Source organism: Pseudohaliea sp., assembly GCF_054552115.1.
Map to the genome: position 1 here is coordinate 1 of NZ_JBTOLW010000036.1, position 24,210 is coordinate 24,210.

General features: G+C 69.8%; 25 protein-coding genes. 11 read left to right on the plus strand and 14 right to left on the minus strand.

Annotated features, from left to right (window positions below):
* Nucleotides 1-356: 356 nt before the first annotated feature.
* From rpsA to gyrA, 7 genes are all read right to left on the minus strand, one after another.
* Nucleotides 357-2,030 (minus strand): 30S ribosomal protein S1, encoded by a 1,674-nt coding sequence (gene rpsA, locus ACX93N_RS14420; RefSeq protein ID WP_459429141.1) that lies wholly within the window; start codon nt 2,028-2,030, stop codon nt 357-359.
* Nucleotides 2,031-2,157: 127 nt separating this feature from the next.
* Nucleotides 2,158-2,856: a (d)CMP kinase gene (gene cmk, locus ACX93N_RS14425; RefSeq protein ID WP_459429142.1), complete on the minus strand. Its 699-nt coding sequence runs from the start codon at nt 2,854-2,856 to the stop codon at nt 2,158-2,160.
* Nucleotides 2,853-4,178, minus strand: a complete 1,326-nt coding sequence (gene aroA / locus ACX93N_RS14430; RefSeq protein ID WP_459429143.1) for a 3-phosphoshikimate 1-carboxyvinyltransferase — start codon at nt 4,176-4,178, stop codon at nt 2,853-2,855. Before aroA ends, cmk begins: the two co-directional genes overlap by 4 nt.
* Nucleotides 4,179-4,201: 23 nt before the next feature.
* On the minus strand, nt 4,202-5,092 hold the full coding sequence (locus ACX93N_RS14435) for a prephenate dehydrogenase/arogenate dehydrogenase family protein (protein ID WP_459429144.1): 891 nt from the start codon (nt 5,090-5,092) through the stop codon (nt 4,202-4,204).
* 8 nt (nt 5,093-5,100) lie between these two features.
* Nucleotides 5,101-6,219, minus strand: a complete 1,119-nt coding sequence (gene pheA, locus ACX93N_RS14440; RefSeq protein WP_459429145.1) for a prephenate dehydratase — start codon at nt 6,217-6,219, stop codon at nt 5,101-5,103.
* An 11-nt stretch (nt 6,220-6,230) separates the two neighbouring features.
* Nucleotides 6,231-7,310: a 3-phosphoserine/phosphohydroxythreonine transaminase gene (gene serC, locus ACX93N_RS14445; protein WP_459429146.1), complete on the minus strand. Its 1,080-nt coding sequence runs from the start codon at nt 7,308-7,310 to the stop codon at nt 6,231-6,233.
* Between the two features lie 21 nt (nt 7,311-7,331).
* Nucleotides 7,332-10,004: a DNA gyrase subunit A gene (gene gyrA, locus ACX93N_RS14450; protein WP_459429147.1), complete on the minus strand. Its 2,673-nt coding sequence runs from the start codon at nt 10,002-10,004 to the stop codon at nt 7,332-7,334.
* Between the two features lie 279 nt (nt 10,005-10,283).
* On the opposite strand from gyrA, the gene ACX93N_RS14455 reads away from it, so the two are divergent.
* From ACX93N_RS14455 to ACX93N_RS14470, 4 genes are read left to right on the plus strand one after another with little or no spacing between them, the layout of a single operon-like run.
* A complete protein-coding gene (locus ACX93N_RS14455) occupies nt 10,284-11,651 on the plus strand; it encodes a TRZ/ATZ family hydrolase (RefSeq protein ID WP_459429148.1) in 1,368 nt (455 codons plus the stop codon).
* Complete coding sequence (gene ubiG / locus ACX93N_RS14460) at nt 11,648-12,358, plus strand: bifunctional 2-polyprenyl-6-hydroxyphenol methylase/3-demethylubiquinol 3-O-methyltransferase UbiG (RefSeq protein ID WP_459429149.1); 711 nt, start codon at nt 11,648-11,650, stop codon at nt 12,356-12,358. The genes ACX93N_RS14455 and ubiG overlap by 4 nt, the downstream gene beginning before the upstream one ends.
* Entirely contained in the window at nt 12,355-13,095 is a 741-nt protein-coding gene (locus ACX93N_RS14465) for an HAD family hydrolase (RefSeq protein ID WP_459429150.1), read from the plus strand. Before ubiG ends, ACX93N_RS14465 begins: the two co-directional genes overlap by 4 nt.
* Nucleotides 13,092-13,850, plus strand: coding sequence for a YciK family oxidoreductase (locus ACX93N_RS14470; RefSeq protein ID WP_459429151.1), 759 nt, complete (start codon nt 13,092-13,094; stop codon nt 13,848-13,850). Before ACX93N_RS14465 ends, ACX93N_RS14470 begins: the two co-directional genes overlap by 4 nt.
* Nucleotides 13,851-13,893: 43 nt before the next feature.
* Here ACX93N_RS14470 and rluB read toward each other — a convergent pair whose 3' ends face one another.
* The 5 genes from rluB to ACX93N_RS14495 all read right to left on the minus strand — a co-directional run bounded on the left by rluB (nt 13,894) and on the right by ACX93N_RS14495 (nt 18,071).
* A complete protein-coding gene (gene rluB / locus ACX93N_RS14475) occupies nt 13,894-14,835 on the minus strand; it encodes a 23S rRNA pseudouridine(2605) synthase RluB (RefSeq protein WP_459429152.1) in 942 nt (313 codons plus the stop codon).
* Nucleotides 14,828-15,673: an SMC-Scp complex subunit ScpB gene (gene scpB / locus ACX93N_RS14480; protein ID WP_459429153.1), complete on the minus strand. Its 846-nt coding sequence runs from the start codon at nt 15,671-15,673 to the stop codon at nt 14,828-14,830. The genes rluB and scpB overlap by 8 nt, the downstream gene beginning before the upstream one ends.
* Nucleotides 15,673-16,479, minus strand: coding sequence for a segregation and condensation protein A (locus tag ACX93N_RS14485; RefSeq protein WP_459429175.1), 807 nt, complete (start codon nt 16,477-16,479; stop codon nt 15,673-15,675). The genes scpB and ACX93N_RS14485 overlap by 1 nt, the downstream gene beginning before the upstream one ends.
* Before the next feature lie 105 nt (nt 16,480-16,584).
* The gene (locus ACX93N_RS14490) at nt 16,585-17,208 is read right to left on the minus strand and encodes an L-threonylcarbamoyladenylate synthase (protein ID WP_459429154.1); all 624 of its coding nucleotides are present in this window, start codon (nt 17,206-17,208) and stop codon (nt 16,585-16,587) included.
* The gene (locus ACX93N_RS14495; RefSeq protein WP_459429155.1) at nt 17,205-18,071 is read right to left on the minus strand and encodes a PHP domain-containing protein; all 867 of its coding nucleotides are present in this window, start codon (nt 18,069-18,071) and stop codon (nt 17,205-17,207) included. The genes ACX93N_RS14490 and ACX93N_RS14495 overlap by 4 nt, the downstream gene beginning before the upstream one ends.
* Before the next feature lie 101 nt (nt 18,072-18,172).
* On the opposite strand from ACX93N_RS14495, the gene ACX93N_RS14500 reads away from it, so the two are divergent.
* The 5 genes from ACX93N_RS14500 (at nt 18,173) to ACX93N_RS14520 (ending at nt 21,358) form a co-directional block, all read left to right on the plus strand.
* On the plus strand, nt 18,173-18,784 hold the full coding sequence (locus ACX93N_RS14500) for an inner membrane-spanning protein YciB (protein ID WP_459429156.1): 612 nt from the start codon (nt 18,173-18,175) through the stop codon (nt 18,782-18,784).
* An 18-nt stretch (nt 18,785-18,802) separates the two neighbouring features.
* Nucleotides 18,803-19,102 (plus strand): YciI family protein, encoded by a 300-nt coding sequence (locus tag ACX93N_RS14505; RefSeq protein WP_459429157.1) that lies wholly within the window; start codon nt 18,803-18,805, stop codon nt 19,100-19,102.
* A gap of 153 nt (nt 19,103-19,255) precedes the next feature.
* Nucleotides 19,256-19,942 (plus strand): TIGR04211 family SH3 domain-containing protein, encoded by a 687-nt coding sequence (locus ACX93N_RS14510; protein WP_459429158.1) that lies wholly within the window; start codon nt 19,256-19,258, stop codon nt 19,940-19,942.
* Between the two features lie 58 nt (nt 19,943-20,000).
* Nucleotides 20,001-20,594, plus strand: coding sequence for a peptidylprolyl isomerase (locus ACX93N_RS14515; RefSeq protein ID WP_459429159.1), 594 nt, complete (start codon nt 20,001-20,003; stop codon nt 20,592-20,594).
* Complete coding sequence (locus ACX93N_RS14520) at nt 20,591-21,358, plus strand: pyridoxine 5'-phosphate synthase (RefSeq protein ID WP_459429160.1); 768 nt, start codon at nt 20,591-20,593, stop codon at nt 21,356-21,358. The genes ACX93N_RS14515 and ACX93N_RS14520 overlap by 4 nt, the downstream gene beginning before the upstream one ends.
* Nucleotides 21,359-21,362: 4 nt before the next feature.
* On the opposite strand, the gene ACX93N_RS14525 is transcribed toward ACX93N_RS14520, so the two are convergent.
* Nucleotides 21,363-22,031: a class I SAM-dependent methyltransferase gene (locus ACX93N_RS14525; protein ID WP_459429161.1), complete on the minus strand. Its 669-nt coding sequence runs from the start codon at nt 22,029-22,031 to the stop codon at nt 21,363-21,365.
* Between the two features lie 40 nt (nt 22,032-22,071).
* Here ACX93N_RS14525 and ACX93N_RS14530 point away from each other — a divergent pair, with 40 nt between their 5' ends.
* Nucleotides 22,072-22,728, plus strand: a complete 657-nt coding sequence (locus ACX93N_RS14530; protein WP_459429162.1) for an RluA family pseudouridine synthase — start codon at nt 22,072-22,074, stop codon at nt 22,726-22,728.
* 59 nt (nt 22,729-22,787) lie between these two features.
* On the opposite strand, the gene ACX93N_RS14535 is transcribed toward ACX93N_RS14530, so the two are convergent.
* Nucleotides 22,788-23,627, minus strand: coding sequence for a sulfurtransferase (locus ACX93N_RS14535; protein ID WP_459429163.1), 840 nt, complete (start codon nt 23,625-23,627; stop codon nt 22,788-22,790).
* Between the two features lie 74 nt (nt 23,628-23,701).
* Between ACX93N_RS14535 and ACX93N_RS14540 the strand changes: the two genes are divergently transcribed.
* Entirely contained in the window at nt 23,702-24,205 is a 504-nt protein-coding gene (locus tag ACX93N_RS14540) for a DUF2244 domain-containing protein (RefSeq protein ID WP_459429164.1), read from the plus strand.
* Nucleotides 24,206-24,210 lie beyond the last annotated feature (5 nt).

Sequence of the window (24,210 nt, forward strand, 5' to 3'; positions counted from 1 at the left end):
ACCTCCCTGTCGACCCGTGTTTGTTGGGGGGTGGTTCTGGGGGGGGCTGCCGGGGATCCCCCCCTTTCTCCCCCCACTCCCTTTTTTGGGGGGCCCCTCCCCGCCACCCGCCCCTAACGCCCTGGAAGTCCGACCGAGCCTGCTGTGCGCAAGGTGGCAGGGGCGAGGGCGGGAGTCTTCTCTCACAAAGCGTGTATCGGGGAGCGACTGAGAGAAGACTCCCGTACTCGCACCGCCCCGGTGGTAGAGCCATGGACGCGCTCCGGGAGCCGGTCCTGGACGGTGATGCGCATAAAAAAACCGCGGCCGAAGCCGCGGTCCTTCAAGCTGCTCGGGCGGTGGGCGCCGCCCCGGCATCAGTTGCCGTTCATCTGCTGCTTGATGAGATCGCCGATGGTGCCGGGCGAGGTGGTTTCTTCCTGGTCTTTCAGGGACTTCACCGCTTCTTTCTCGTCGTCGTAGTCCTTGGCCTTGATGGACAGGGCAACGTTGCGGTTCTTGCGATCCACGGACACGATCTTCGCTTCGACGCTGTCGCCGACCTTGAAGCTGTTGCGCGCGTCCTCGACCCGGTCGCGGCTGATGTCGGAGGCCTTGAGGATACCCTCGACCTCGTCCGCCAGCTTGATCACAACGGCCTTCGGTTCCACCTCGATCACTTCACCGGTCACGATGGTGCCGCGGTCGTTCACGGCCACGTAGTTGGAGAAGGGATCATCCTCCAGCTGCTTGATGCCGAGGGAGATGCGCTCGCGCTCCGGATCGATGGACAGGATGACCGTCTCGATCTCGTCGCCCTTCTTGTAGCTGCGCACGGCATCCTCGCCGGTCTCGTTCCAGCTGATGTCGGACAGGTGCACCAGGCCGTCGATGTTGCCCTCGAGGCCGATGAAAATGCCGAAGTCCGTGATGGACTTGATGGTGCCGGCAATGCGGTCGCCCTTGCTGTGCGCGGCGGCAAAAGCATCCCAGGGGTTCTGCTGGCACTGCTTGATGCCCAGGGAGATGCGGCGGCGCTCCTCGTCGATGTCGAGGACCATGACCTCCACCTCGTCGCCGACCTGAACGACCTTGGACGGGTGGACGTTCTTGTTGGTCCAGTCCATCTCGGAAACGTGCACCAGGCCTTCCACGCCCTCCTCGATCTCGGCGAAGCAGCCGTAGTCGGTGAGGTTGGTGACCCGCGCCATGACGCGGCTGCCTTCCGGGTAGCGGCCGGTAATCTCGACCCAGGGGTCCTCGCCCAGCTGCTTGAGGCCCAGGGAGACGCGGTTGCGTTCGCGGTCGAACTTGAGGACCTTGACCTCGAGCTCCTGGCCCACTTCGACGATCTCGGAGGGGTGCTTGATCCGCTTCCAGGCCATGTCGGTGATGTGCAGCAGGCCGTCGACGCCACCGAGGTCGACGAAGGCGCCGTAGTCGGTGAGGTTCTTGACGATGCCCTTGATGGTCATGCCTTCCTGGAGGCTCTGCAGCAGGGCCTCACGCTCCACGCTGTTGGCGGCTTCCATGACCGCGCGGCGGGAGACGACCACGTTGTTGCGCTTCTGGTCGAGCTTGATGACCTTGAAATCCAGGTCCTTGTTCTCCAGGTGGGTCGTGTCGCGCACCGGGCGGACATCGACGAGGGAACCGGGCAGGAACGCGCGGATGCCCTTGATATCGACGGTGAAACCGCCCTTGACCTTGCCGTTGATGACGCCGGAGACAACCTCGTCGGCAGCGTGGGCCGCCTCGAGTTCCTTCCACGCTTCCGCGCGCTTGGCCTTCTCCCGGGACAGCCGGGTCTCGCCGAAGCCGTCCTCGACGGTCTCGAGCGCGACTTGCACCTCGTCGCCGATACTCAGGGTGCACTCACCGCTGGCGTCAATGAACTGGGAGCGCGGAATGACGCCCTCGGACTTGAGGCCGGCGTGGACCGTGACCCACTCGTTGTCGATGTCAATGACCACGCCGGTGACGATGGCGCCCGGCTGCATGTCGACGGTTTTCAGACTTTCTTCAAAAAGATCGGCGAACGATTCGCTCATTACACATTTACCTGTTGATGTCCGCGGCAATACGCCGCTTCAGCCGCCCCTCCAGCCGGGCCGGGTCACATGAAAAAAAACCGCGCGCACCGTCGAGGCTGGCTGGGACGGCGCGAGCGGGCTGCTTCTACTCCCCGAGGCGATCCGCCGGGCAAAGCCCGCGTTCCACCGCTTCCCCCAGCACCTGGCGGAATACACCGGCCACGGGAATCGACGTGCTGTCCACTTCGAGCGCGTCGGCGGCGGGTACCAGGGGGGCCACGGCGCGACGGCTGTCGCGGGCGTCCCGCTCCCGGATGTCCTCAAGAAGGCGCGGCAGACTAACACTTTCGCCCTTTTCCAGCAACTGCCTGTGGCGGCGGCGGGCGCGCTCTTCGGCGCTGGCCGTGAGGAAGATCTTGAGGGGGGCATCGGGAAAGACCACGGTGCCCATATCGCGGCCGTCCGCAACCAGTCCCGGGGCGCGGCGGAAGGCCCGCTGGCGATCGAGGAGCGCGGCGCGCACCCGCGGGTAGGCGGCGACCATGGAGGCGCCCCGACCCCCTTCCTCCGTGCGGATCGCCCGGCTCACGTCCTCGCCGCCGAGAAGCACCGCCACGGTGCCATCGGCCGCCGGGCGGAACACGACGTCAAGGTCGGCAGCCACTGCCGCCGCGCCAGCCTCGTCCTCCCAGGGGACACCGGCCTGCAGGCACGCCTGGGCGGTGACCCGGTAGAGGGCACCACTGTCGAGGAGGTGCCAGCCCAGGTGCCGGGCCAGCAGCTGGCAGAGCGTGCCCTTGCCCGCGCCGCCGGGGCCGTCAACGGTGATCACCGGCGCACTCACGCGTCCTCTCCGTCCTCGCCACCGGCGCGGGTGGAGATCTGCAGACCGAGGCCCCGGGCGAGCGCATCGAAACCGGGGAAGGAGGTGGCCACGTGGTCGCAGTCGAGGATGGTGATCTCTTCCTCCGCACGCAGGGCGGCAATGGCGAAGGCCATGGCGATGCGGTGGTCCAGGTGCGTGCGGATCACGCCGCCGCCGAGGCGGCCGCCGTCGATGATGATGCCGTCCTCGAGCATCTCGTTGGCCACGCCGAGGGTCGACAGGCCCTCCGCCATGGCGGCGATGCGGTCGCTCTCCTTTACCCGCAGTTCTTCGGCGCCGCGCAGCACCGTGCGCCCCTCGGCGCAGGCGGCGGCGATGAAGAGGGCTGGGAACTCGTCGATCGCCAGCGGCACCTGGTCCTCGGGAATCTCGATACCGTGCAGCGGCGCATAGCGCACCAGCAGGTCGGCCACCGGCTCACCGCCGATCTCGCGCTCGTCCTGCACCGTGATATCCGCCCCCATGAGGGTGAGGATATTGATGACGCCAGTGCGCGTGGGGTTCATGCCGACGTGGGTCAGCAGCAGCTCCGACCCGGGGGCGATGCTCGCGGCCACCAGGAAGAAGGCCGCGGAGGAGATGTCCGCCGGCACATCGATGTCGGTGGCACGCAGGCTGCCGCCGCCGCGCAGCAGGATCACGTCGTTGTCGCGGCGCACCTCGTAGCCGAACCCCTGGAGCATGCGCTCCGTGTGATCCCGGGTGGGCGCGGGCTCCGTGACCGTCGTGGTGCCGTCGGCGTAGAGCCCGGCGAGAAGCACGCAGGACTTCACCTGGGCGCTGGCGACGGGGAGGTCATAGTGAATGCCGGTGAGCGCCTGGCCGCCATGGACCGTGAGCGGCGGCGTCTCCCCGGCGTCGGCCTCGATACGCGCGCCCATCAGCTCCAGCGGGCGCATGATCCGGCCCATGGGCCGGCGGCAGAGCGAGGCATCACCGGAAAGACGGCTGTCGAAGGCCTGGCCGGCAAGAATACCGGTCAACAGTCGGATACTGGTGCCGGAGTTGCCCATGTCCAGGGTGTCCGCGGCGCCCCTGAGCCCGTGCAGACCCACACCGTGCACCCGCAGTCCGCCCTCCTCCGGTCCCTCGATGCGTACGCCCAGGGCGCGGAACGCGCCCACCGTGGCCAGGGCGTCCTCGCCCTCGAGGAAGCCGCTGATCCGCGTCTCGCCCTCGGCCAGCGCGCCGAGCATCACGGCCCGGTGTGAAATGGACTTGTCGCCCGGCACCCGCGCCTCACCGCTGATGACGCCGCCGGGGTGCAGCTTGAATTCCATAGATAGACTCGTTGCCGTGGATTCTAGGGTTGGCGCCGGCGGGCTTCGCGCTCCGCGAAAGCATCGCGGGCGGCCTTGGCCGCGCTGAAGGTGGCCTCCAGGCGCGCGCCGTCGCCGCTCGCGATGGCCTCGCGCAGCGCCGCGAGGCGCGCGCTGAACTCGTCCACAGCTTCCAGCAGGGCGTCGCGGTTGGCAAGAGCGACATCGCGCCACATGACCGGGTCACTGGAGGCGATCCGGGTGAAGTCGCGGAAACCGCCGGCGGCGAAGCGGAACAGGTCCGCCCGCCGCGGCGAGGCGGCGAGGTCGTCCACCAGGCAGTAGGCAAGCACGTGCGGCAGGTGGCTGGTCGCGGCGAGCACGGCATCGTGCTCCGCCACGGCCATGCACACGACCTCGGCGCCGGCGCTTTCCCAGAGGCGCTGCACCAGCGCCAGGGCTTCCCGGTCCTGCTCCGGCAGGGGAGTGAGGATGACCCGGTGACGCCGGAAGAGCTCACCGTTGGCCGCCGCGACACCGCTTCGCTCGGAACCGGCGATGGGGTGACCGGGGACGAAGCGCGGGGCGGGCCCGCCGCGGGCCGCGGCGGCGGCGAGGTTGCCCTTGACGCTGGCGACATCGGTGAGCACCGGCCCCCGGTGAGCGTGTGCCGTACGCGCGAGGAGTTCCTCGAGGACGGCGGCGGCCGCGACATTAGGCACAGCGAGCACTACCACATCGGCGGCCAGCACCGCGTCGAGATCCTCACAGGCGCCGTCGATGACGCCGGCCGCAAGGCCCGTGGCCAGGGCATCCGGCTCGCGGTCGTAGCCGAGGACGCGGCTGGCAAAGCCCGACGCCTTCAGCGCCAGGGCCAGGGAACCGCCGATCATGCCGAGGCCGAGGATGGCCACACTGCAGGGCTGCGCTGCCACGGTGTCGCTCAGAGCACGGCCCGGGGGTAGGAGCCCAGGGGTTTCAGGAGAATGGACTGCTCCTCGAGTTCGCGCAGGATCGCGGCGATGTTCTCGTCCTGCAGGTGGCCCTCGAACTCGATGAAAAAGACATAGGCCCACTTCTCGGTCCGCGACGGGCGGGTGTCGATGCGGGTGAGGCTGACGCCGCCGCGGCGGAAGGGGTCCAGGAGCGCGAAGAGGGCCCCGGGCTTGTTGCGACTGGAGACGATGATGGAGGTCTTGTCGCGGCCGCTCGGCGGCACTTCCTGGCGGCCGATGACGAGAAAGCGGGTGGTGTTGTCGCGCCGGTCCTCGATGTGCTCGGCCAGCCGCTCGAGGTGATACTGCTCCGCGGCCATGTCCCCGGCCACCGCCGCCACAGCGGGCTGTGCCGCGGCCAGGCGGGCCGCTTCACCGTTGCTGGACACGGCCTCGCGCTCCACGTGCGGCCAGTGGGCGTCCAGCCAGTTGCGGCACTGGGCGAGGGCCTGCTGGTGCGCGCAGATACGGGTGATGGCTGCCGGGTCCGTGCCCGGGGCAGCGAGCAGGTGGTGGGTGATGCGCAGCTCCACCTCGCCGGCAATGCACAGGGGCGAATCGAGGAAACTGTCCAGCGTGTGGCTGACCATGCCCTCCGTGGAATTCTCCACGGGCACCACGCCGTAGTTGCAGGCGCCGGATTCGACCTGGTTGAAGACGCTGTCGATGGTGGCCTGCGACACGCAGACCGCGCCATGGCCGAAATGCTTGAGCGCCGCCGCCTGGGTAAAGGTGCCCTCGGGACCGAGGTAGGCCACCTGCAGCGGCTGCTCCAGGGCGAGGCAGGCGGACATGAGCTCGCGGAAGATGTAGGCGACGCTCTCCGCCGGCAGCGGCCCGTCGTTGCGCTCGACGATGCGGGCGAGCACCTGGGCTTCCCGCTCCGGCCGGTAGAACACCACCTCGCCGGGCTCCTCGCCACGCTCCCGCGTCGCCAACTGCTCGCCCAGCTTGATCTCGGCGACCTTCTGCGCACAGCGCGCGCGGCGGTTGATAAGGGCCTGGATCTCGCGGTCGATGCCGTCGATCTCCTCCCGAACCGCCTGCAGGTCCTGCTCCTTTGCCATCGTCGGAAACCTCAGCCGCAGCGGCGCTCGAAGTCGGCCATGAAAGCCACGAGGTCGTCCACCGCGGCCTGCGGTACGGCGTTGTAGAGGCTGGCGCGCATGCCGCCGACCGAACGGTGGCCCTTGAGGTTGAGCAGCCGGGCGGCCTCCGCTTCCTCGAGGAAGCGCTTGTCGAGGCTGTCGTCCGCGAGCACGAAGGGCACGTTCATCCAGGAGCGGTACGCCGGGTCCACGGGGTTCGAGTAGAAAGCGCTGCCGTCGATGGCCGCGTACAGCGTCTCCGCCTTGCGCCGGTTGCGCTCGGCCATGGCGGGGAGCCCACCGAGCCCCTCGAGCCAGTCGAACACCAGCGCGGCGAGGTAGAGGGCGAAGGTCGGCGGCGTGTTGTACATGGAGTCGGCGTCCGCCGCGGTCTCCCAGTTGAGCATGGCCGGGCACTCGGGCCGAGCGCGGCCGAGCAGGTCCCGGCGCACGATGACCAGGGTGAGCCCCGCCGGACCGATGTTCTTCTGCGCGCCGGCATAGATGACGCCGTAGCGGCTCACGTCGAGCGGGCGCGACAGCAGCGTCGAGGACATATCCGCGACCAGTGGTGCCGGCGCCTCGGGCGCTTCCGTGAACTCCACGCCGCCGATGGTCTCGTTCGGCGTGAGGTGCAGATAGGCCGCGTCGTCGCGCAGCTGCCAGCGGTCCCGCGGCGGTACCGTGCGGTAGTGACCCTCGGCATCACTGGCAACGACCCCGACATCGGCGAAGCGGCGGCCCTCGGCGATGGCCTTCTTCGACCACTGGCCCGTATCGAGATAGTCGGCGGGGGCGTCGGCCGCGGCGAGGTTGAGCGGCACGGCGGCGAACTGCGTGCTGGCGCCGCCCTGCAGGAACAGCACCGCGTAATCGTCACCGAGGCCGAGGAGCCGGCGCAGGCAGGCTTCGGCGGCCTCGACCACCCCCACCACCTCGGGCGAGCGGTGGCTCATCTCCATGAAGGACAGGCCCCTGCCGTGCCAGTCGAGCATTTCCTCGGCGGCGCGGGCAAGCACCGCCTCGGGGAGCGCGGCGGGGCCGGCGCAAAAGTTCCAGGCGCGGCTCATGGGCGGCGGCCCCCGTGGTGGTCAGGCGTCATCGTCGCTGCTCTCTTCACTATCGCTGTCGCTAGCACCCTCGATGGCGCCGTCGCTGCTATCGTCACCGGCTGCTTCAACGGCCGGGGCGTCGACCACAGCGGCGTCCGGCTCTTCACCGGCGCTCTCGTCTTCCCCGGGCTCGTCGATCTGGGCGACGCGCACGAGCCGCTCGCCGTCCTTGCAGCGCACGATGCGCACCCCCTGGGTGTTGCGGCCGAGCAGGGAGACCTCGTCGGAGCGGGTGCGCACCAGGGTGCCGAGATTGGAGATCAGCATGAGTTCGTCGCCGTCGAAGACCTGCACGGCGCCCACGAGATCGCCGTTGCGCTCGGAGCGGGCCATGGCGATGACGCCCATGTTGCCCCGCCCCTTGGTGGGAAACTCGCCGACGTCCGTGCGTTTGCCGTAGCCCTTCTCGCTGACGGTAAGGATGCGGCCGTCCTCGCGGGGGATGACCAGGGAGATCATTTCCTGGCCCTCGGCGAGGCGGATACCGCGGACGCCCCGCGCCGTCCGCCCCATCGGGCGCACGTCGCCCTCGCGGAAGCGGGCGACCTTGCCGCCGCTGGAGAAGAGCATCACATCGCAGCTGCCATCGGTAATCGCCGTACCGATGAGCACGTCGCCCTCCTCGAGTTCGAGGGCGCGCAGACCGACGCTGCGCTGGCGGGCGAAGCTCTCCAGCGGCGTCTTCTTCACGGTGCCGCCGGCGGTGGCCATGAAGATGAAGTGTCCCGGCGTGTATTCCTCCACCGGCAGGATGGACGTCACGCGCTCACCCGGTTCCAGCGGCAGGAGGTTCACCAGCGGCCGCCCGCGGGAACCGCGGCCGGCCAGGGGAATCTGGTAGACCTTGAGCCAGTAGACCTTGCCGAGGCTCGAGAAACAGAGAATCGTCGCGTGGGTACTCGCCACGAGGAGGTGCTCGACGAAGTCCTCGTCCTTCACGGACAGGGCCGCGCGGCCCATGCCGCCGCGGCGCTGCGCCTGGTAGTCGGAAAGCGGCTGGGTCTTGGCGTAGCCGAGGTGGGAGATGGTGACCACCCGGTCCTCCTCGGTGATGAGATCTTCCACGGTGAGGTCGTGCTGCGAGGCGGAGATCTGCGTGCGGCGGGCGTCGCCGAACTCCTGCGCCACCTCCTCGAGTTCCTCGCGGATCACCTGCATGAGGCGCTCCGGGTCGGCCAGGATGTCGAGGTAGTCGGCGATCTCAGCAAGCTTCTCCTGGTACTCGTTGAGCAGCTTCTCGTGCTCGAGGCCCGTGAGCCGGTGCAGGCGCAGCTCGAGGATGGCCTGGGCCTGGGCCGGCGACAGCTGGTAGGCATTGCCATGCAGGCCGTAGTGCGGCTCCAGGTCATCCGGGCGGCAGGCCTCGGCGCCGGCGCGCTCGAGCATGGACAGCACCTCGCCCGGGGCCCAGGTGCGGGCGAGGAGCGCCTCGCGCGCTTCCGCCGCGCTCGGCGAGGCCTTGATGAGCTCGATCACCGGGTCGATATTGGCCAGCGCGATCGCCAGACCCTCGAGGATGTGGCCGCGCTCGCGCGCCTTGCGCAGCAGGTAGACGGTGCGCCGGGTGACCACCTCGCGGCGGTGGCGGATGAAGGCCTCAAGCACCTCCTTGAGGTTGAGCACCTTCGGCTGACCGTCAACCAGGGCCACCATGTTGATGCCGAAGACCGACTGCAGGTTGGTCTGGGCGTACAGGTTGTTGAGGACGACGTCGCCGATCTCGCCCCGGCGCAGCTCGATGACGATGCGCAGACCGTCCTTGTCGGACTCATCGCGCAGCTCGCTGATGCCCTCGAGCTTCTTCTCCTTGACCAGCTCGGCGATGCGTTCGATGAGCCGCGCCTTGTTCAGCTGGTAGGGGATCTCGTGGACAATGATCGTGTCGCGGCCGCGCTTCTCGTCGCTGACCACCTCGGCTTTAGCGCGCACGTAGATGCGGCCGCGACCGCTGCGGTAGGCCTGGATGATGCCGGCCCTGCCGTTGATGATGCCGCCCGTGGGGAAATCCGGACCCGGGATGTGCTCCATGAGCTCGTCCACGGTGATCTCCGGGTTCTTCATGAGCGCCAGGCAGCCGCTCACCACCTCGGTGAGGTTGTGCGGCGGAATGTTGGTGGCCATGCCCACGGCGATGCCGGCGGAACCGTTGACCAGCAGGTTGGGCACCCGCGTCGGCAGCACGGCGGGAATCCGCTCGGTGCCGTCGTAGTTGTCGACGAAATCGACCGTCTCCTTGTCGAGGTCCGCGAGCATCGCGTGCGCGATCTTCTGCATGCGGATCTCGGTGTAGCGCATGGCAGCGGCGGAGTCGCCGTCGATGGAGCCGAAGTTGCCCTGCCCGTCGACGAGCATGTAGCGCATGGAGAAATCCTGGGCCATGCGCACGATGGTGTCGTAAACGGCAGAATCGCCGTGCGGGTGGTACTTGCCGATGACATCACCGACGACCCGCGCGGACTTCTTGTAGGCCTTGTTCCAGTCGTTGTTGAGCTCGTTCATGGCGAAGAGCACGCGCCGGTGCACCGGCTTCAGGCCGTCGCGGACGTCCGGCAGGGCGCGGCCGACGATCACGCTCATGGCGTAATCGAGGTAGGACTGCTTCAGCTCGTCCTCGATATTGACCGGCAGGATTTCCTTGGCGATTTCACCCATCTGGCATTCCCTGTGCGACTCGGGGCGGTGCACGGCCAGCGGTGCGCACGGGGCCGCCATCGCAACCCTTGCATGCGCTGCGCAGAACCGCCGGCAGCCCCGTCATGGAAGCCTGCCAGTGTACCGCTTGCGCCCCGTTTTCGCCATGTTTTTAACGACTTAGAACAAGGGGCGCGTCGCCCGTCCGGGGGCACCCGGTAGCGGTCAATTGCGGTTATACTGCCCGCCCGAACGCGACCTGCCGCCAGCGGCGGCCCCGGCCAGGAGGGAGCAGGCCCCATGGATACAGGCACGACAGCGGCAGACCTCCTGATCCACCCGCGCTGGATCGTGCCCGTGGTGCCCGAGGGCGCAGTGCTCGAGGGCCACAGCCTGGCGGTGAAGGACGGGGCGATCATCGCTCTCCTGCCGCGGGCCGGGGCGGCGCAGATCGACGCCACCGAAGAGCTGGAACTGCCCTCCCACGCGCTGCTGCCGGGGCTGGTCAATGCCCACGGCCACGCCGCCATGGCGCTGCTGCGCGGCTACGCCGACGACCTGCCCCTCATGCCCTGGCTGCAGGAGCACATCTGGCCCGCCGAGGGCGCCTGGGTGGGTGAGGATTTCGTCCGTGACGGCGTCCGTCTCGCCGCCCTGGAGATGATCGCAAGCGGCACCACCACCTGCTCGGACATGTACTTCTTCCCCGAAGCCGCCGCCCGGGAATACCTGGCCGCCGGCCTCCGGGCACAGCTCGCCTTCCCGATCTTCGATTTTCCCACGGCCTGGGGCAGCGGCCCCGACGACTACCTGGCCCGGGGGCTCGCGCTGCGTGACGAACTCCGCCACGAGGAGCGTATCAGCGTGGTCTTCGGCCCGCACGCCCCCTACACCGTGGGCGAGGAGACCCTCGCCCGCATCGCCACCCTCGCCGCGGAGCTCGACCTGCCCGTGCACATCCACCTGCACGAAACCGCGGCCGAGGTGTTGCAGGCGGTGGAGGCGAACGGCGAGCGCCCCCTGGACACGCTGCACCGGGTGGGGCTTCTCGGCCCGCGCACGCAGTGCGTCCACATGACCGACGCCGGCCGCCAGGATATCGAGCTCCTCGCCGCCACGGGCGCGCACGTGGTGCACTGCCCGCAATCGAACATGAAACTCGCCTCCGGCACCTGCCCGGTCACTCGCCTGCTGGATGCCGGCGTCAACGTCGCCCTGGGGACGGACGGCGCCGCCAGCAACAACGACCTCAACCTGTTCAACGAGATGCACAGCGCTGCGCTGCTCGCCAAGCTGGGCACCGGCGACGCCTCGGCCCTGCCGGCGGCGCGGACGCTGACCCTGGCCACGCTCGGCGGTGCCCGCGCCCTCGGCCTCGAGCACCGCATCGGCAGCCTGGAGCTCGGCAAGCAGGCAGACCTGATCGCCGTCGACCTCGGCGGGCCCGCCCAGCAGCCGGTCTACAACCCGCTGTCAACGCTGGTCTACGCCTGCACCGGCGCCGAGGTGAGCCACAGCTGGGTCGGCGGCCGGGCACTGCTCGCCGAACACCGGCCGCTCACCCTGGACCGGCGGGCGGTGCTCGCCAGGGCCGAGAGCTGGCGGGCGCGAATCCAGGCCGGGCCGCGCCAGGCGGGAGCGGGCAAGGAGGCCAAGGAGATACGATGAGCGCACGCAGTAACGTCGACCGCCAGGAGATTGCCAAGTTCGAGGCCCTCGCCGCACGCTGGTGGGACATGGACGGCGACTTCCGCCCCCTGCACGAGATCAACCCGCTCCGGGCCAACTTCATCGACGGCCTGTCGCCGGTCGCCGATCGCGACCTGGTCGATGTGGGCTGCGGCGGCGGCATCCTGGCCGAGGCCATGGCCCGGCGCGGCGCGCGGGTGACGGGCATCGACATGGGCGAGGCGCCGCTGTCGGTAGCGCGGCTGCACCAGCTGGAGTCGGGGCTCACCATCGACTACCGGCAGGCCACGGCGGAGGAGCTGGCAGTAGAGCAGCCCGGAGCCTATGACATCGTCTGCTGCCTCGAGATGCTCGAGCACGTGCCGGATCCCGGCGCGGTGGTTGCCGCGTGCGCCACCCTCGCACGGCCGGGCGGGTCGCTCTATTTTTCCACCATCAACCGCAACCCGAAGGCCTTCCTGTTCGCCATCGTCGGCGCCGAGCACATCCTCCGGCTGCTGCCGGCGGGAACCCATGAATACGACAAGTTCATCAAGCCCTCGGAGCTCGCCGGCTGGGTGCGCGACGCCGGTCTCGTGCTTCGCGAGATGACCGGGCTGACCTACAACCCGCTGACGAAGCGCTACCGCCTCGACGAAAAGGATGTCTCCGTAAACTACCTGCTGCGCGCCGAGAAACCGGCGTGACCCACCCCGGCCCGCGCCTCGCCGCCGTCTTCTTCGACCTCGACGGCACCCTGGCCGACACCGCCGGCGACTTCATCCCGGTGGTGCAGACGCTGCGCGCCGAGGCCGGCCTGGGCCCCCTGCCGCCGGAACGGATCCGCGCCAGCGTGTCCAATGGCGCCCGCGGCCTGGTAACCCTGGCCCTCGGCCTCGCCGAGGGCCAGGACGACTTCGAGCACTGGCGCCAGCGGCTGCTGACCCTCTACGGCGGCATCCTCGGCACCCACAGCACCCTGTTCCCGGGCCTGCGCGAACTCATCGCGCGCCTCGGCGACGCGGGTATCGCGTGGGGCGTCGCCACGAACAAGCCCCGGCTGTACACGGCGCCGCTGCTCGAGCGCCTCGCCATCGAGCCACCGCCGGCGAGCGTCGTCTGCCCGGAGGACGTGAGCGAGCGCAAGCCGCATCCGGAGAGCCTGGAGCGCAATTGCCTGGAAGCGGGCTGCACGCCCGGGCGGGCCGTCTACGTGGGCGACCACGTCCGCGATATCGAGGCCGGGCGCCGCGCCGGCGTTTACACCATCGCCGCCGCCTGGGGCTATATCGAACCCGGCGACGACCCCGCCGGCTGGGGTGCCGACGCGCTGGTCGCGGACAGCGAGGCCCTCGCTGCGGCGCTGCTGCAGCACCACGGGACCACAGCGTCGAGCACGGAAGGCACGACAGACACGGAAGGCAAGCAGGAGACCTGCCCATGAGCACCGCAACGATCCCGGCCGGCTACAAGGCCGCCCCGGACCTCCTGGCCGGGCGCACGGTCCTGGTGACCGGGGCCGGGGACGGCATCGGCCGCGCGGCCGCCCTCGCCTACGCGGCGCACGGGGCCACGGTGATCCTCCTCGGGCGCACGGTGGAAAAGCTGGAAGCCGTGTACGACGCCATCGAGGCAGCCGGCGGCGCCCAGCCGGCGATCTTTCCCATGGACCTCGCCAGCGCCCCGGAGAGCGACTATGCCGGCCTCGCCGGCGCCGTCGGCGAGACCTTCGGCCGGCTCGACGGCCTGCTGCACAATGCCAGTGTCCTCGGCGAGCGCCGGCCCATCGAGAACACGACCTGGAACAGCTGGGAGCAGGTGATGCAGGTGAACGTGAACGCGGGCTTCCTGCTCACCCGGGCCATGCTGCCGCTGCTGCGGGGAGCGCCGACGGCGAGCCTCGTGTTCACGTCATCGGGCGTGGGACGGAAGGGCCGCGCCTACTGGGGCGCCTACGCGGTGTCGAAGTTCGCGACGGAGGGCCTCATGCAGGTGCTCGCGGACGAACTGGAGAACACCAGTGCCGTGCGCGTGAACAGCCTGAACCCGGGAGCCACCAACACGGCGATGCGCCGGGCGGCCTACCCCGGCGAGGAGCCGACGACGAACCCGCCGCCAGACGCGATCATGCCGGCCTACCTGTACCTGATGGGAGACGACAGCCTGGGCGTGCATGGCCGGGCCCTGGATGCGCAGTAGCGGGTGCAAGGGCCGGTAAAGGGGGCGCGCGGGCGCCCGGCAGCTATTTCGGCGCCTTGCGGCCGCTATCCTTGTCCTTGCCGCCGCGCTTCCTGAGCGCACCCTTGCCGAACTTCCCTGCCTTCTCGCCGCGCGGGTCGCGTCCCTTCTTGCGCAGCTGCCGCTCCTGGGCCTTGCGATCTTCAGCGGTGACGGACTCCACGGGTTTCGGGTCGAGCTTCGCCATGCGGTAGAGGGCCTTCACCTCTTTCTCGGACATCTCCGTCCACTGCCCCTTCTTCACCCGTGACGGGATGAAGACCTCGCCATAGCGCACGCGCTTCAGCCGCGACACCGTCAGACCCTGCGATTCCCACAGGCGGCGCACCTCGCGGTTGCGGCCCTCCATGATCACGACGTAGTACCAGTGGTTGACGCCGTCACTGTCGTTGCCGCCGGGCTGGATATCGGTGAAACGCGCGACGCCGTCCTCGAGCATCACCCCCTCGAGCATCCGTTCGAGGGCCTCGGGCGTTGCCTCGCCGAGCACACGCACGGCGTATTCCCGGTCGATATTCGCCGAGGGGTGCATGAGGGCGTTGGCGAGCTCGCCGTCGGTGGTGAACAGGAGCAGCCCGGAGGTGTTGTAGTCGAGGCGGCCGATGGAGATCCACCGCCCCTGCTTGAGCTTCGGCAGGCTCTCGAACACGGTGCGCCGGCCTTCCGGATCCTTGCGGGAGCAGACCTCGCCGGTGGGCTTGTTGTAGAGCAGGCAGCGCACGCCGCCGCTGACGGCCGCCTGCAGGGGCCGACCGTCCACCGCCAGGCGGTTGCGGGGATGGACCCGGTCGCCGAGGCGGGCCGTGCGCTCGTCGATGGTGACCCGGCCCTGTTCGATCCAGCGCTCCATCTCGCGCCGGGAACCGAGACCGGTGCGGGCGAGCACCTTCTGCAGTTTCTCGCCGCTCTTGCCCTTGTCCTTGTCCTTTCCCTTGTCGTCAGCCATCGGCCCGCTGCGCGCCCGCGGCGTCCTCGCTGCTGTCGTGGTCTGCCTCGCTGCTGTCCTCCGCGTCACTGCTGTCGTCGCCGGTAGTGCCGTCGCCACTTTCGGCGCCGCGCTCGGCGCCGGCGTCCCCGCTCTCGGTCGCTTCCTCTCCGGCGCCGCCTTCGGGCACGACGCCCGCCGCCTCGTGCTCCGCGCTGGCACCGCCCTCTTCGGCAGCTGCCTCGCCGGCCTCGCTCTCTTCCGCATCGCCGGCCGCATCGTTCGCCGCGCTCTCGAGGGGCTCGCTGAAGCCGAGTTCGGCATTCAGGGTCTCCAGGTCGCGGATCTCCGCCAGGGCGGGGAGCTGGTCGAGGCTCTTCAGGTTGAAGTAGTCGAGGAACTGGCGCGTGGTGGCGTACATGGCCGGGCGCCCGGGCACGTCGCGGTGGCCGACCACGCGGATCCACTCGCGCTCGTGCAGGGTCTTGATGATATTGGAACTCACGGCCACGCCGCGGATCTCCTCGATTTCGCCGCGGGTGATGGGCTGCCGGTAGGCGATGAGAGCGAGGGTCTCGAGCAGCGCGCGGGAGTACTTCGGCGGGCGCTCGTGCCAGAGCCGGGCGACCCAGGGGCCCAGGTTCTGCCGCACCTGGAAGCGGAAGCCGCTGGCGACCTCCCGGAGCTCGAAACCCCGGTCCTCGCAGCGCGCGGCGACGTCTTCCAGCGCGGCGCGGATGTCTTCCTTCGGCGGGCGCTCCGCCTCCTCGAACAGCTCGGCGAGCTGCGCCACCGTGAGCGGCTTGCCCGCGGCGAGCAGCGCGCCCTCGATGATCTGTACCAGGCCCGTCTCCGCCACTACTCGGCCCTCGCCTTGACGTGAATCGGGGCAAAGGGCTCGCTCTGGACGATTTCCACCAGCGACTCCTTGATCAGTTCCATGACCGCGAGGAAGGTGACCACGACGCCCAGGCGGCCCTCCTTCGGATCAAACAGGGTGACGAAGGGCACGAACTGCCGCCCGGCGAGAGCCTCGAGCACCTCCGACATGCGCTCCCGCGTCGACAGCGCCTCGCGCTGGATCTGGTGGTGCTCATACATGTCGGCGCGGCGCAGCACCTCCGACAGCGCCACGAGCAGCTCGCGCATGTCGACGTCCGGGTCCGGCCGGGCGCGGTTCAGGTCCGGCGGCTCGGCGCTGGCGACAAAGGTATCGCGCTCGTTGCGCGGCAGTTCCTCGATGTCCTCGGCGGCCTTCTTGAAGCGCTCGTACTCCTGCAGCCGGCGGATCAGCTGGGCACGCGGGTCCTCTTCGTCCTCGTCGATATCCACGGAGCGCGGCAGCAGCATGCGCGACTTGATCTCGGCGAGGACGGCGGCCATGAGCAGGTATTCGGCGGCGAGCTCGAACTGCATGGCATCCATGAGTTCGACGTACTCCATGTACTGCTCGGTGATCTGCGAGACGTCGATGTCGAGAATGTCGAGGTTCTGCCGGCGGATCAGGTAGAGAAGCAGGTCCAGGGGGCCTTCGAAGGCCTCGAGGATCACTTCCAGCGCCCGCGGGGGGATGTACAGGTCCTTCGGCAGTTCCGTCACCGCCTTGCCCATGACGATGGCGAAGGGCATCTCGCCCTGCTCCGGGGTAGCCGTGGGCGGGGCCAGCGGGCGAGCGGCCTCGCCGGCGCTGCTGCGTTCTTCGGAAGTGCTCACGCGCGGTCCTTTATCGCTTTCGCGCGAGTATACCTGACGGAGGCTGGCGGCGGGACACTAGACCTCGAAGGGCGCCACGTCGCCCTTGCCCATCCGCAGCACCAGCGGCAGGTCGTCGGCGAGGTCGATCACCGAGGTGGGCTCCATGCCGCAGTAGCCACCGTCGATGACGAGGTCGACGTCGTGCTCCAGCGTATCGCGGATCTCGTAGGGGTCGATGAGCGGCAGCTCATCCCCGGGGAGGATCAGGGTCACGCTCATGAGCGGTTCGCCGAGATCCGCGAGCAGCGCCTGCGCGATGTTGTTCTCCGGCACGCGCAGGCCCACGGTCCTGCGCTTGGCGTGCATGAGGCGCCGGGGCACCTCGGAGGTGGCCTTGAGGATGAACGTGTAGGGCCGGGGCGTGTTGTTGCGCAGGAGCCGGTACTGGGTGTTGTCCACCCGGGCGTAGGTCGCCAGCTCGGAGAGGTCGCGGCAGACCAGGGTGAAGTTGTGATCGGCCTCGAGGCGGCGGATGCGGCGGATCCGGTCCAGCGCCGCCTTGTCGCCGATCTGGCAGCCGAGCGCGTAGGCCGAATCCGTCGGGTACACGATAACGCCGCCGGCACGGATGATGTCCACCGCCTGGCGCACCAGGCGGGCCTGGGGGTTGTCCGGGTGGACCTGGAAGAACTGGCTCACGGTGCTGTCGCCTCCCTGGATGCTGCCCGCGCGCCGGCCCGGGCCGCCAGCCGGGTCCAGACGTTGGGCCGGTCGGCGAAGGGCGCCGATGCTACACCAAGACGCGGCCCGTGCGGGGTATCGGCGTGAAAATCGCTGCCGACGGAGACGGCGAGGTCGAAATCCGCGGCCAGCTGCGAAAGGGCCGTGGCCTGCCCCGGCGCCTGGCGCCCGCTCACGACCTCCAGCGCGGCGCCGCCGGCGGCGGCGAAGTCGGTCACCAGCCGGCGCAGCTTCATGCGGGTGAACTTGTAGTGCAGCGGATGGGCGAGCACGGCGATGCCCCCGGCAGCCGTGACCCAGCCCGTGACCTCGGCAAGCCCCGGCCAGAAAGCCTTCACGTCCCCGGGCTTGTTGCGCCCAAGATAGCGCTTGAACGCGGTGGCCTCGTCGGGCAGGTGCCCCGCCTCGACCAGCCAGCGCGCGAAATGCGGCCGGCCGAGCTGGCTGTCGCCGGCGATCGCCCGCGCCCCGGCGAGGGCACCGGGGAAGCCACGGCTCGCCAGCCGCCCGGCGATGGTCTCCGCGCGCTGCTGGCGGGCGCCGTCGAGGGTGGCGAGGCCCGCCGCCAGGGTCGGGTCATCGATGCGAACGCCGAGGCCCACCACGTGGATCGTCGCGCCGCTCCACTGGCAGGACAGCTCCACCCCGGGGTGCAGCACCAGGCCTTCGGCCAGCGGCGCAGCGGCCCGGTAGCCGGCGAGCGTGTCGTGGTCGGTAATGGCCAGCTCGGCGATGCCCGCGGCGCGGGCGCGCTCGAGCAGCGCCGCGGGAGCCAGGGCGCCGTCGGAGGCGCTGCTGTGGGTGTGGAAGTCGACCAGCACAGTTCGCTACCATTAACCTCTTGACTGCCCCGTTGCCCGAAGCCGGGCGCCCACCGCCGCGGCTGGCCGGCGAGCTTAGCACGGAAGGAACCCCCCACCCCATGCGGCAACTGCTCGAATTCATTCCCATTGCGCTGTTCTTCATCGTCTACCAGCTCGACGGCGAGACGGTGTCCCTCGGCGGCTGGGCCTACACCGTGGACGGCATCTTCACCGCCACCGCCGTGCTCATCGTGGCTACGGCGCTGCAGTTCCTCATCGGCTCGCTGCTCGCCCGCCACGTGGAGAAGCGGGCGCTGTGGACCTTCGTGGCCGTGCTGGTCTTCGGCGGGGCGACCCTGCTCCTGCGCGACGAGACCTTCATCCAGTGGAAACCGACGATTTTCAACTGGGCCCTCGCCCTCGCCTTTATCCTGTTCCGCTACGTCGGCGAGCGCACCCTCATGGAACGCACCCTGGGCACGCAGCTGCACCTGCCGCGGGCTGTCTGGCTGCGCCTGAATGCCGTCTGGGTGGGCAACTTCCTCATCGTCGGCGCGCTCAACCTGTATGTCGCCTACAGCTACAGTGAAGCGACCTGGGTGAGCTACAAGCTCTACTCGGCCATCGGCTTCACGCTGCTGCTGACGGTGCTGACCGCGCTGCTCATCAGCCCGCACCTGAAGGATGACGACGAGGGCCCGGAGGCCCGCGTTGCCGGCGACGACGCCTGACCGGGAGGAGACCGCACCGTGTACTACGCCATCATCGCCGAGGACGCGCCCGAGTCGCTGGCGGTGCGCCGCGCGGCGCGCCCCGCCCACCTGAAGCGTATCCAGGCGCTGGTCGACGCCGGCCGGGTGCTCCTCGCCGGGCCTCACCCGGCCCTAGATACCCGCGAACCCGGCGAGGCCGGCTTCAGCGGCAGCCTCATCGTTGCCGAGTTCGACAGCCTGGCGGACGCCGAGGCCTGGGCCGCCGGCGACCCCTACACGGAAGCCGGCGTTTTCGCCGCCGTGACCGTCAAGCCTTTCCTGCCCGTGCTGCCCTGAGGGCGGCCCATGCTATGCTCTGCTGGCGCGATCGACTGCCAGGCCCCGCCGCCCCAGCCCGCGACCAGCCTGCCGCCTGCCCGATCGCAAGACCCTGATGCACCGCCAACTGATGCACCGCCAAATGATGTACCGCCAAGAGGAGACCGTTTCGTGAACGCGCTGGCCCGCCTGCTCTCCACCCTCGCCTGCGCCGCCTGCCTCGCAGGTAGCGGGGTCGCCACTGCCCAGGACACCGCCTGGGTCGGCGACGAGGTCTTCATCGTGCTGCACGCCGGCCCGGGGACCAACTACCGCTGGGTCGCCAAGCTGAACCCGGGCGCGGCCCTGGAACCGAAGGGCACCGCCGAGGATGGCGCCTGGACCGAGGTCACTACCGACCGCGGTAGCGAGGGCTGGGTGCGCAGCGAGTTTCTCACCCGCCAGCCGCCGGCCCAGGTGCGACTGCCCGCCGCCGAGGCACGGGCCGAACGCCTCGAGACCCGCGTGAGAGAGCTCGAGGACAACCTCGCGACCGTGCGGGCCGCCGAAGCCGATACCAGCGGCAACCTCGCGGAGACCGAGGCCCGCCTCGCCGAGACCAGCGAGGAGCTCGCGCATATCAGGCAGGTGTCCGGGCGCGCCCTCGCCCTGGACGAGGAGAACCGGCAGCTCAACGAGACCGTCGAGACCTTGCGCTCCGAGGTGGACGTGCTGAAGGCGGACAACCAGCGGCTCAAGGACAAGCTGCAGAGCAACGCCTTCCTCGACGGCGCGCTTGCCGTGCTCCTCGGCGTCATCATCACGCTCGTGGTGCCGCGCCTCTGGCCGCGCCGGCGCAGCAGCTCCAGCTGGGCCTGAGCAAGCCCTGTTGCCTGAACCCATCGCCAGCCAGATCACTGTACCCGGGAGCGCCAGCATGAAACGACTTCTTCACCACCTGGCCCTGCCGCTGCTCGCCGCCGTCCTCGCCCTGCCGGCGGCAGCAGCAGCAGCTGCGGAAAGCAGCCTGCCCAACCCGCAGGTGGTCATCGAGACGACCCAGGGCAACATCACCGTGCGGCTGTTCCGCGACAAGGCACCGGCCACCGTGGAGAACTTCCTGCAGTACGTGGAAGACGGTTTCTACGACGGCACGATCTTCCACCGGGTCATCCCCAACTTCATGATCCAGGGTGGCGGCTTCACGCCGGACATGACGGAAAAGCCGACCCGGGAACCCATCCCCAACGAGTCCCGCAACCGGCTCCACAACGTGCGCGGCACCCTCGCCATGGCGCGCACCTCGGACCCGGACTCGGCCACGGCGCAGTTCTTCATCAACCAGCGCACCAACCTGCGCCTCGACTGGATGCCGGGGCAGCCCGGCTACACGGTCTTCGGCGAAGTGACCGACGGCATGAACGTGGTCGATTTCATTGCCACCGCGCCGGTGCAGCAGGTGGGCGGCCACGCGGACGTGCCCGTGGAGCCCATCATCATCAAGACGATCCGCAGGAAGTCCCTCCTGTGACTGCGCTCAGCGTCAACCTCAACAAGATCGCGCTGATCCGCAATTCGCGCGACACACGCTCGCCGGACGTGCCGAGCCACGCGCAGCTCTGCATCGACGCCGGCGCCGACGGCATTACCGTGCACCCGCGGCCGGACCAGCGCCACATCCGCGCCAGCGACTGCCGCGAACTGGCTGCCATGCTGACGGTGGAGTTCAACATCGAGGGCAACCCCTTCGCCGGCCCCCGGCGCAGCGAGCGCGCCGGCGTAGACGACTACCCGGGCTTTCTGCCCCTGGTCCGCGAGACGCGGCCGGCGCAGTGCACCCTGGTACCGGACGGCGATGCGCAGCTCACCTCGGATCATGGCTTCGACCTGCGCAGGGACGGCGAACGGCTGGCGCCGCTGGTCGAGGAACTGAAGGGTCTCGGCATCCGTGTGAGCCTGTTCATGGACCCGGAACCGTCACAGATGGCGCTCGCAGCCGAGGTCGGTGCCGACCGGATCGAGCTTTACACGGAGCGCTATGCACACGCCTATGCCACCGGCGAGGACGTCGACGCGGTGCTCGACCGCTTTTACGAGGCTGCGCAGGCAGCCCGGGACGCGGGCCTGGGCGTGAACGCCGGTCACGATCTCAACCTCGAGAACCTGCCGGCCTTCTGCGCGGCGATTCCCGGGCTCCTCGAGGTCTCCATCGGCCACGCGCTCACCGTCGACGCGCTGCGCCTCGGCCTCGCAGAGACGATCCGCGCCTACCAGCGCGCCCTCGGCAAGGCCTGACCCCTCAGGCAAGCTCCCCGGCCGCGTAGAGACTTACCCGGCGAAAGGCCGGGGATTCGTCGAGGTCCGGCCAGGTGCTGGCTTCCCACTCTCCCAGGCGCCGGAAGGCCCCGTGGCGGAAGTCCCGCACCCGCGAGTCGCCGAGGAGCGCGGCCGGCGCCCGTGCACAGAGCCGGTCCAGCCAGGCGAGGTTGGCCCGGTCGTAGAGGACATCAGCCGCCGTCACCAGGTCCACCGGGCCCTCCACCGCCGCGAAGTCGCCGGCGAGCACGAGGGATACGCCGTTGAGCGCCGCATTCTCTTCGCAGGCCGCGAGCGCATCCGGGTCCAGGTCGCAGGCCACTACCTCCCGCGCGCCGGCGCGCGCCGCGGCGATGGCCACCACGCCGGAGCCGGCGCCGAAGTCCAGCACACGCCGCCCGGCGACCCACTGCGGGTTGGCGAGAATGCGGCTCGCCAGCACCTGCCCCGCGGCCCAGCAGAAGACCCAGTAGAGCGGCGTGTCCATGAGTGCCTGCACCGCGTCGCCATCGAGCTCCCACTGGGGGTAATCGGCGTTCAGCAGGTAGAGCGACAGGCCGCCCGCGCCGGGCAGCGCGGTCACCTCGATGCGGGCGCCGGCGAGTGCCGGCGGCAGGCGGGCAGTGAGAGCCGGGTTGCGCTGTCGTTCCATCGCGGCATCATAGCGCCTCGTTTTCCGCCGGACAGCCGCCGTGGCCACCCCCTACCTCGTACCGCACAGCCAGGAGCCGATCGCCATCCTGCACCGGGACGGGCACCTCCTGCTCGTGCGCAAGCCGGACCTGCTCCTCTCCGTACCCGGCAAGCACCCGCTGAACAAGGACTGCCTCGTCACCCGGCTGCAGGCGGACTATCCCGGCGCCCGCATCGTGCACCGGCTGGACCTCGACACCTCCGGGATCATGGTGCTCGCGCTCACCCGGCGCGCCGAGTCGGGGCTCGGCCGGCTGTTCCAGGAGCGGCGCGTGGAGAAGGACTACGTGGCGGTGGTCGACGGCCGGGTGGCGGACGACGCCGGCGAGATCGATCTGCCGCTCGCCCCGGACTGGAAGCGCCGGCCGCGGCAGAAGGTCTGCACGGAAACGGGTCGCAGCGCCCTCACCCGCTACCGGGTCCTGGCGCGTGGCGACGACCGCACCCGGCTGCTGCTCACGCCGGTGACCGGGCGGTCACACCAGTTGCGCCTGCACCTGGCGGCGATCGGCCACCCGATTCTCGGCTGTGATCTCTACGCGCCCGCGGCCGCGCGGGCGAGGGCGCCGCGGCTGCTGCTGCACGCGAGCCGCCTCGCCTTCCCGCACCCGGTCAGTGGCGCCCGGCTCGAGCGGCACTGCCCGCCGCCATTCTGAGGACAGGCGATGTCGGGGCAGGGCGCCCCTTCCACGGCGGGCATCCCCCGACACGCAGCCTAGCGGGCATCCTCCCGCGGGAGGTAGGAACACCAGTCGCTCCAGCTGCCGGCGTAGAGCTGTGCGTCACTGCGGCCAAGGCGGACCAGGGTAAAGAGGTTGATGCAGGCGGAGACGCCCGAGCCGCAGTAGCCCACCAGCTGCTCCGCCCCGAGCAGTTCCCCCCAGTGGGCGGCGAGGGCCTCGTCGCTCAGCAGACGGCCACCGGCGTCAGTAACGGCCCCCCAGAAACGGTTCTCCGAGCCGGGGATGTGCCCGGCGACCGGGTCCATGGTCTCGTTCTCGCCGCGGTAGCGATCGGCGGACCGCGCATCCACCAGCGTCGCGCCCGCGGCCTGCGCGCTGCGCACGTCCTCGATGCTGAGCCGGCCGGCATAGTCGCCCACGACCGGTACCGGGCAGGGCGCCAATGCCACCTCGCCGGCCTCCGGCTCGCCCCCGGCCGCGAGCCAGCCGCTGTAGCCGCCGTTGAGGAGGGCCGGCGGCCGGTAGCCCAGGGCGCGCATCATCCACCACAGGCGGCCGGCGAAGGCGAAGCCGCTGTCATCGTAGGCAATCACCGGTGTCGCGAGATCGATGCCGCAGCGGGCCAGGGTGGCCGCGAAGGTCGCCGGCGCCGGCAGCGGATGGCGTCCGCCGTGTTCGCCCCGGGGCGCGGAAAGGTCGCGGTCGAGGTCGAGGTGGCAGGCGCCCGGGAGGTGCCCGGCCAGCCAGCCTTCGCGGCCGGCCGCGGGACGGGCGAGATCGAAACGGCAGTCGACCAGCACCGCGTCGCTGTCCGTGAGCTGCGCCGGCTCGACGAGGGGTGCCTGCCCCCTGCCCTTCTGCGTTGCTGGCACTGCTGCCCCCCGCGCCACCGCTGGGCGCTTCCCGGAAAGTTGACTAGAATTCTGCCACAGCAAGAGGAGAAAGCGTGGTCAGCAGCGAGCGCTCAACGTCCGGCCTGCGTATCATCGCGCGGCCCAACCATTCGTCGTCCTGGCAGGCCAACCAGCTCGTGCTGCTGGCCCTCGCGGTGCCGTCGGTGGGCGTCGGGGTCATCCTGGCCATCTACGGCGCCTGGCTTGTGCTTCCCTTCGCCGGCCTGGAGCTGTCCGCCCTCGGCTGGGCGCTCTACCACGTGAACCGGAAGCTCCAGTTCCGGCAGGTGATCACCGTGAGCGAGCAGGACGTGTGCATCGACGAAGGGCGCACCGGGCCGGTGCGCTCCTGGCGGCTGGCCCGGCAGGGCACGGCGCTCGCCGTCACCCCGGAGCAGCACCCGTGGGAGGGGCCCCGGCTCGCCGTCTACAGCCCGGATCACCGGGTACCGGTGGGCGATTTCCTCAACCGGGATGACGCGCTATCGCTGCTCGGATTGTTGCGCGGTGAGATACGTGTCGGCACGCAGGGGCCACAGGCCGAGCGCCGGCTCTGAGGAGC

Coding starts and splice junctions, on each gene's coding strand:
- rpsA (WP_459429141.1), bottom strand. CDS start 2,030: ATGAGCGAATCGTTCGCCGATCTTTTTGAAGAAAGTCTGAAAACCGTC.
- ACX93N_RS14470 (WP_459429151.1), top strand. CDS start 13,092: ATGAGCACCGCAACGATCCCGGCCGGCTACAAGGCCGCCCCGGACCTC.
- gyrA (WP_459429147.1), bottom strand. CDS start 10,004: ATGGGTGAAATCGCCAAGGAAATCCTGCCGGTCAATATCGAGGACGAG.
- serC (WP_459429146.1), bottom strand. CDS start 7,310: ATGAGCCGCGCCTGGAACTTTTGCGCCGGCCCCGCCGCGCTCCCCGAG.
- ACX93N_RS14525 (WP_459429161.1), bottom strand. CDS start 22,031: ATGGAACGACAGCGCAACCCGGCTCTCACTGCCCGCCTGCCGCCGGCA.
- ubiG (WP_459429149.1), top strand. CDS start 11,648: ATGAGCGCACGCAGTAACGTCGACCGCCAGGAGATTGCCAAGTTCGAG.
- ACX93N_RS14500 (WP_459429156.1), top strand. CDS start 18,173: ATGCGGCAACTGCTCGAATTCATTCCCATTGCGCTGTTCTTCATCGTC.
- pheA (WP_459429145.1), bottom strand. CDS start 6,219: ATGGCAAAGGAGCAGGACCTGCAGGCGGTTCGGGAGGAGATCGACGGC.
- rluB (WP_459429152.1), bottom strand. CDS start 14,835: ATGGCTGACGACAAGGGAAAGGACAAGGACAAGGGCAAGAGCGGCGAG.
- ACX93N_RS14455 (WP_459429148.1), top strand. CDS start 10,284: ATGGATACAGGCACGACAGCGGCAGACCTCCTGATCCACCCGCGCTGG.
- ACX93N_RS14515 (WP_459429159.1), top strand. CDS start 20,001: ATGAAACGACTTCTTCACCACCTGGCCCTGCCGCTGCTCGCCGCCGTC.
- aroA (WP_459429143.1), bottom strand. CDS start 4,178: ATGGAATTCAAGCTGCACCCCGGCGGCGTCATCAGCGGTGAGGCGCGG.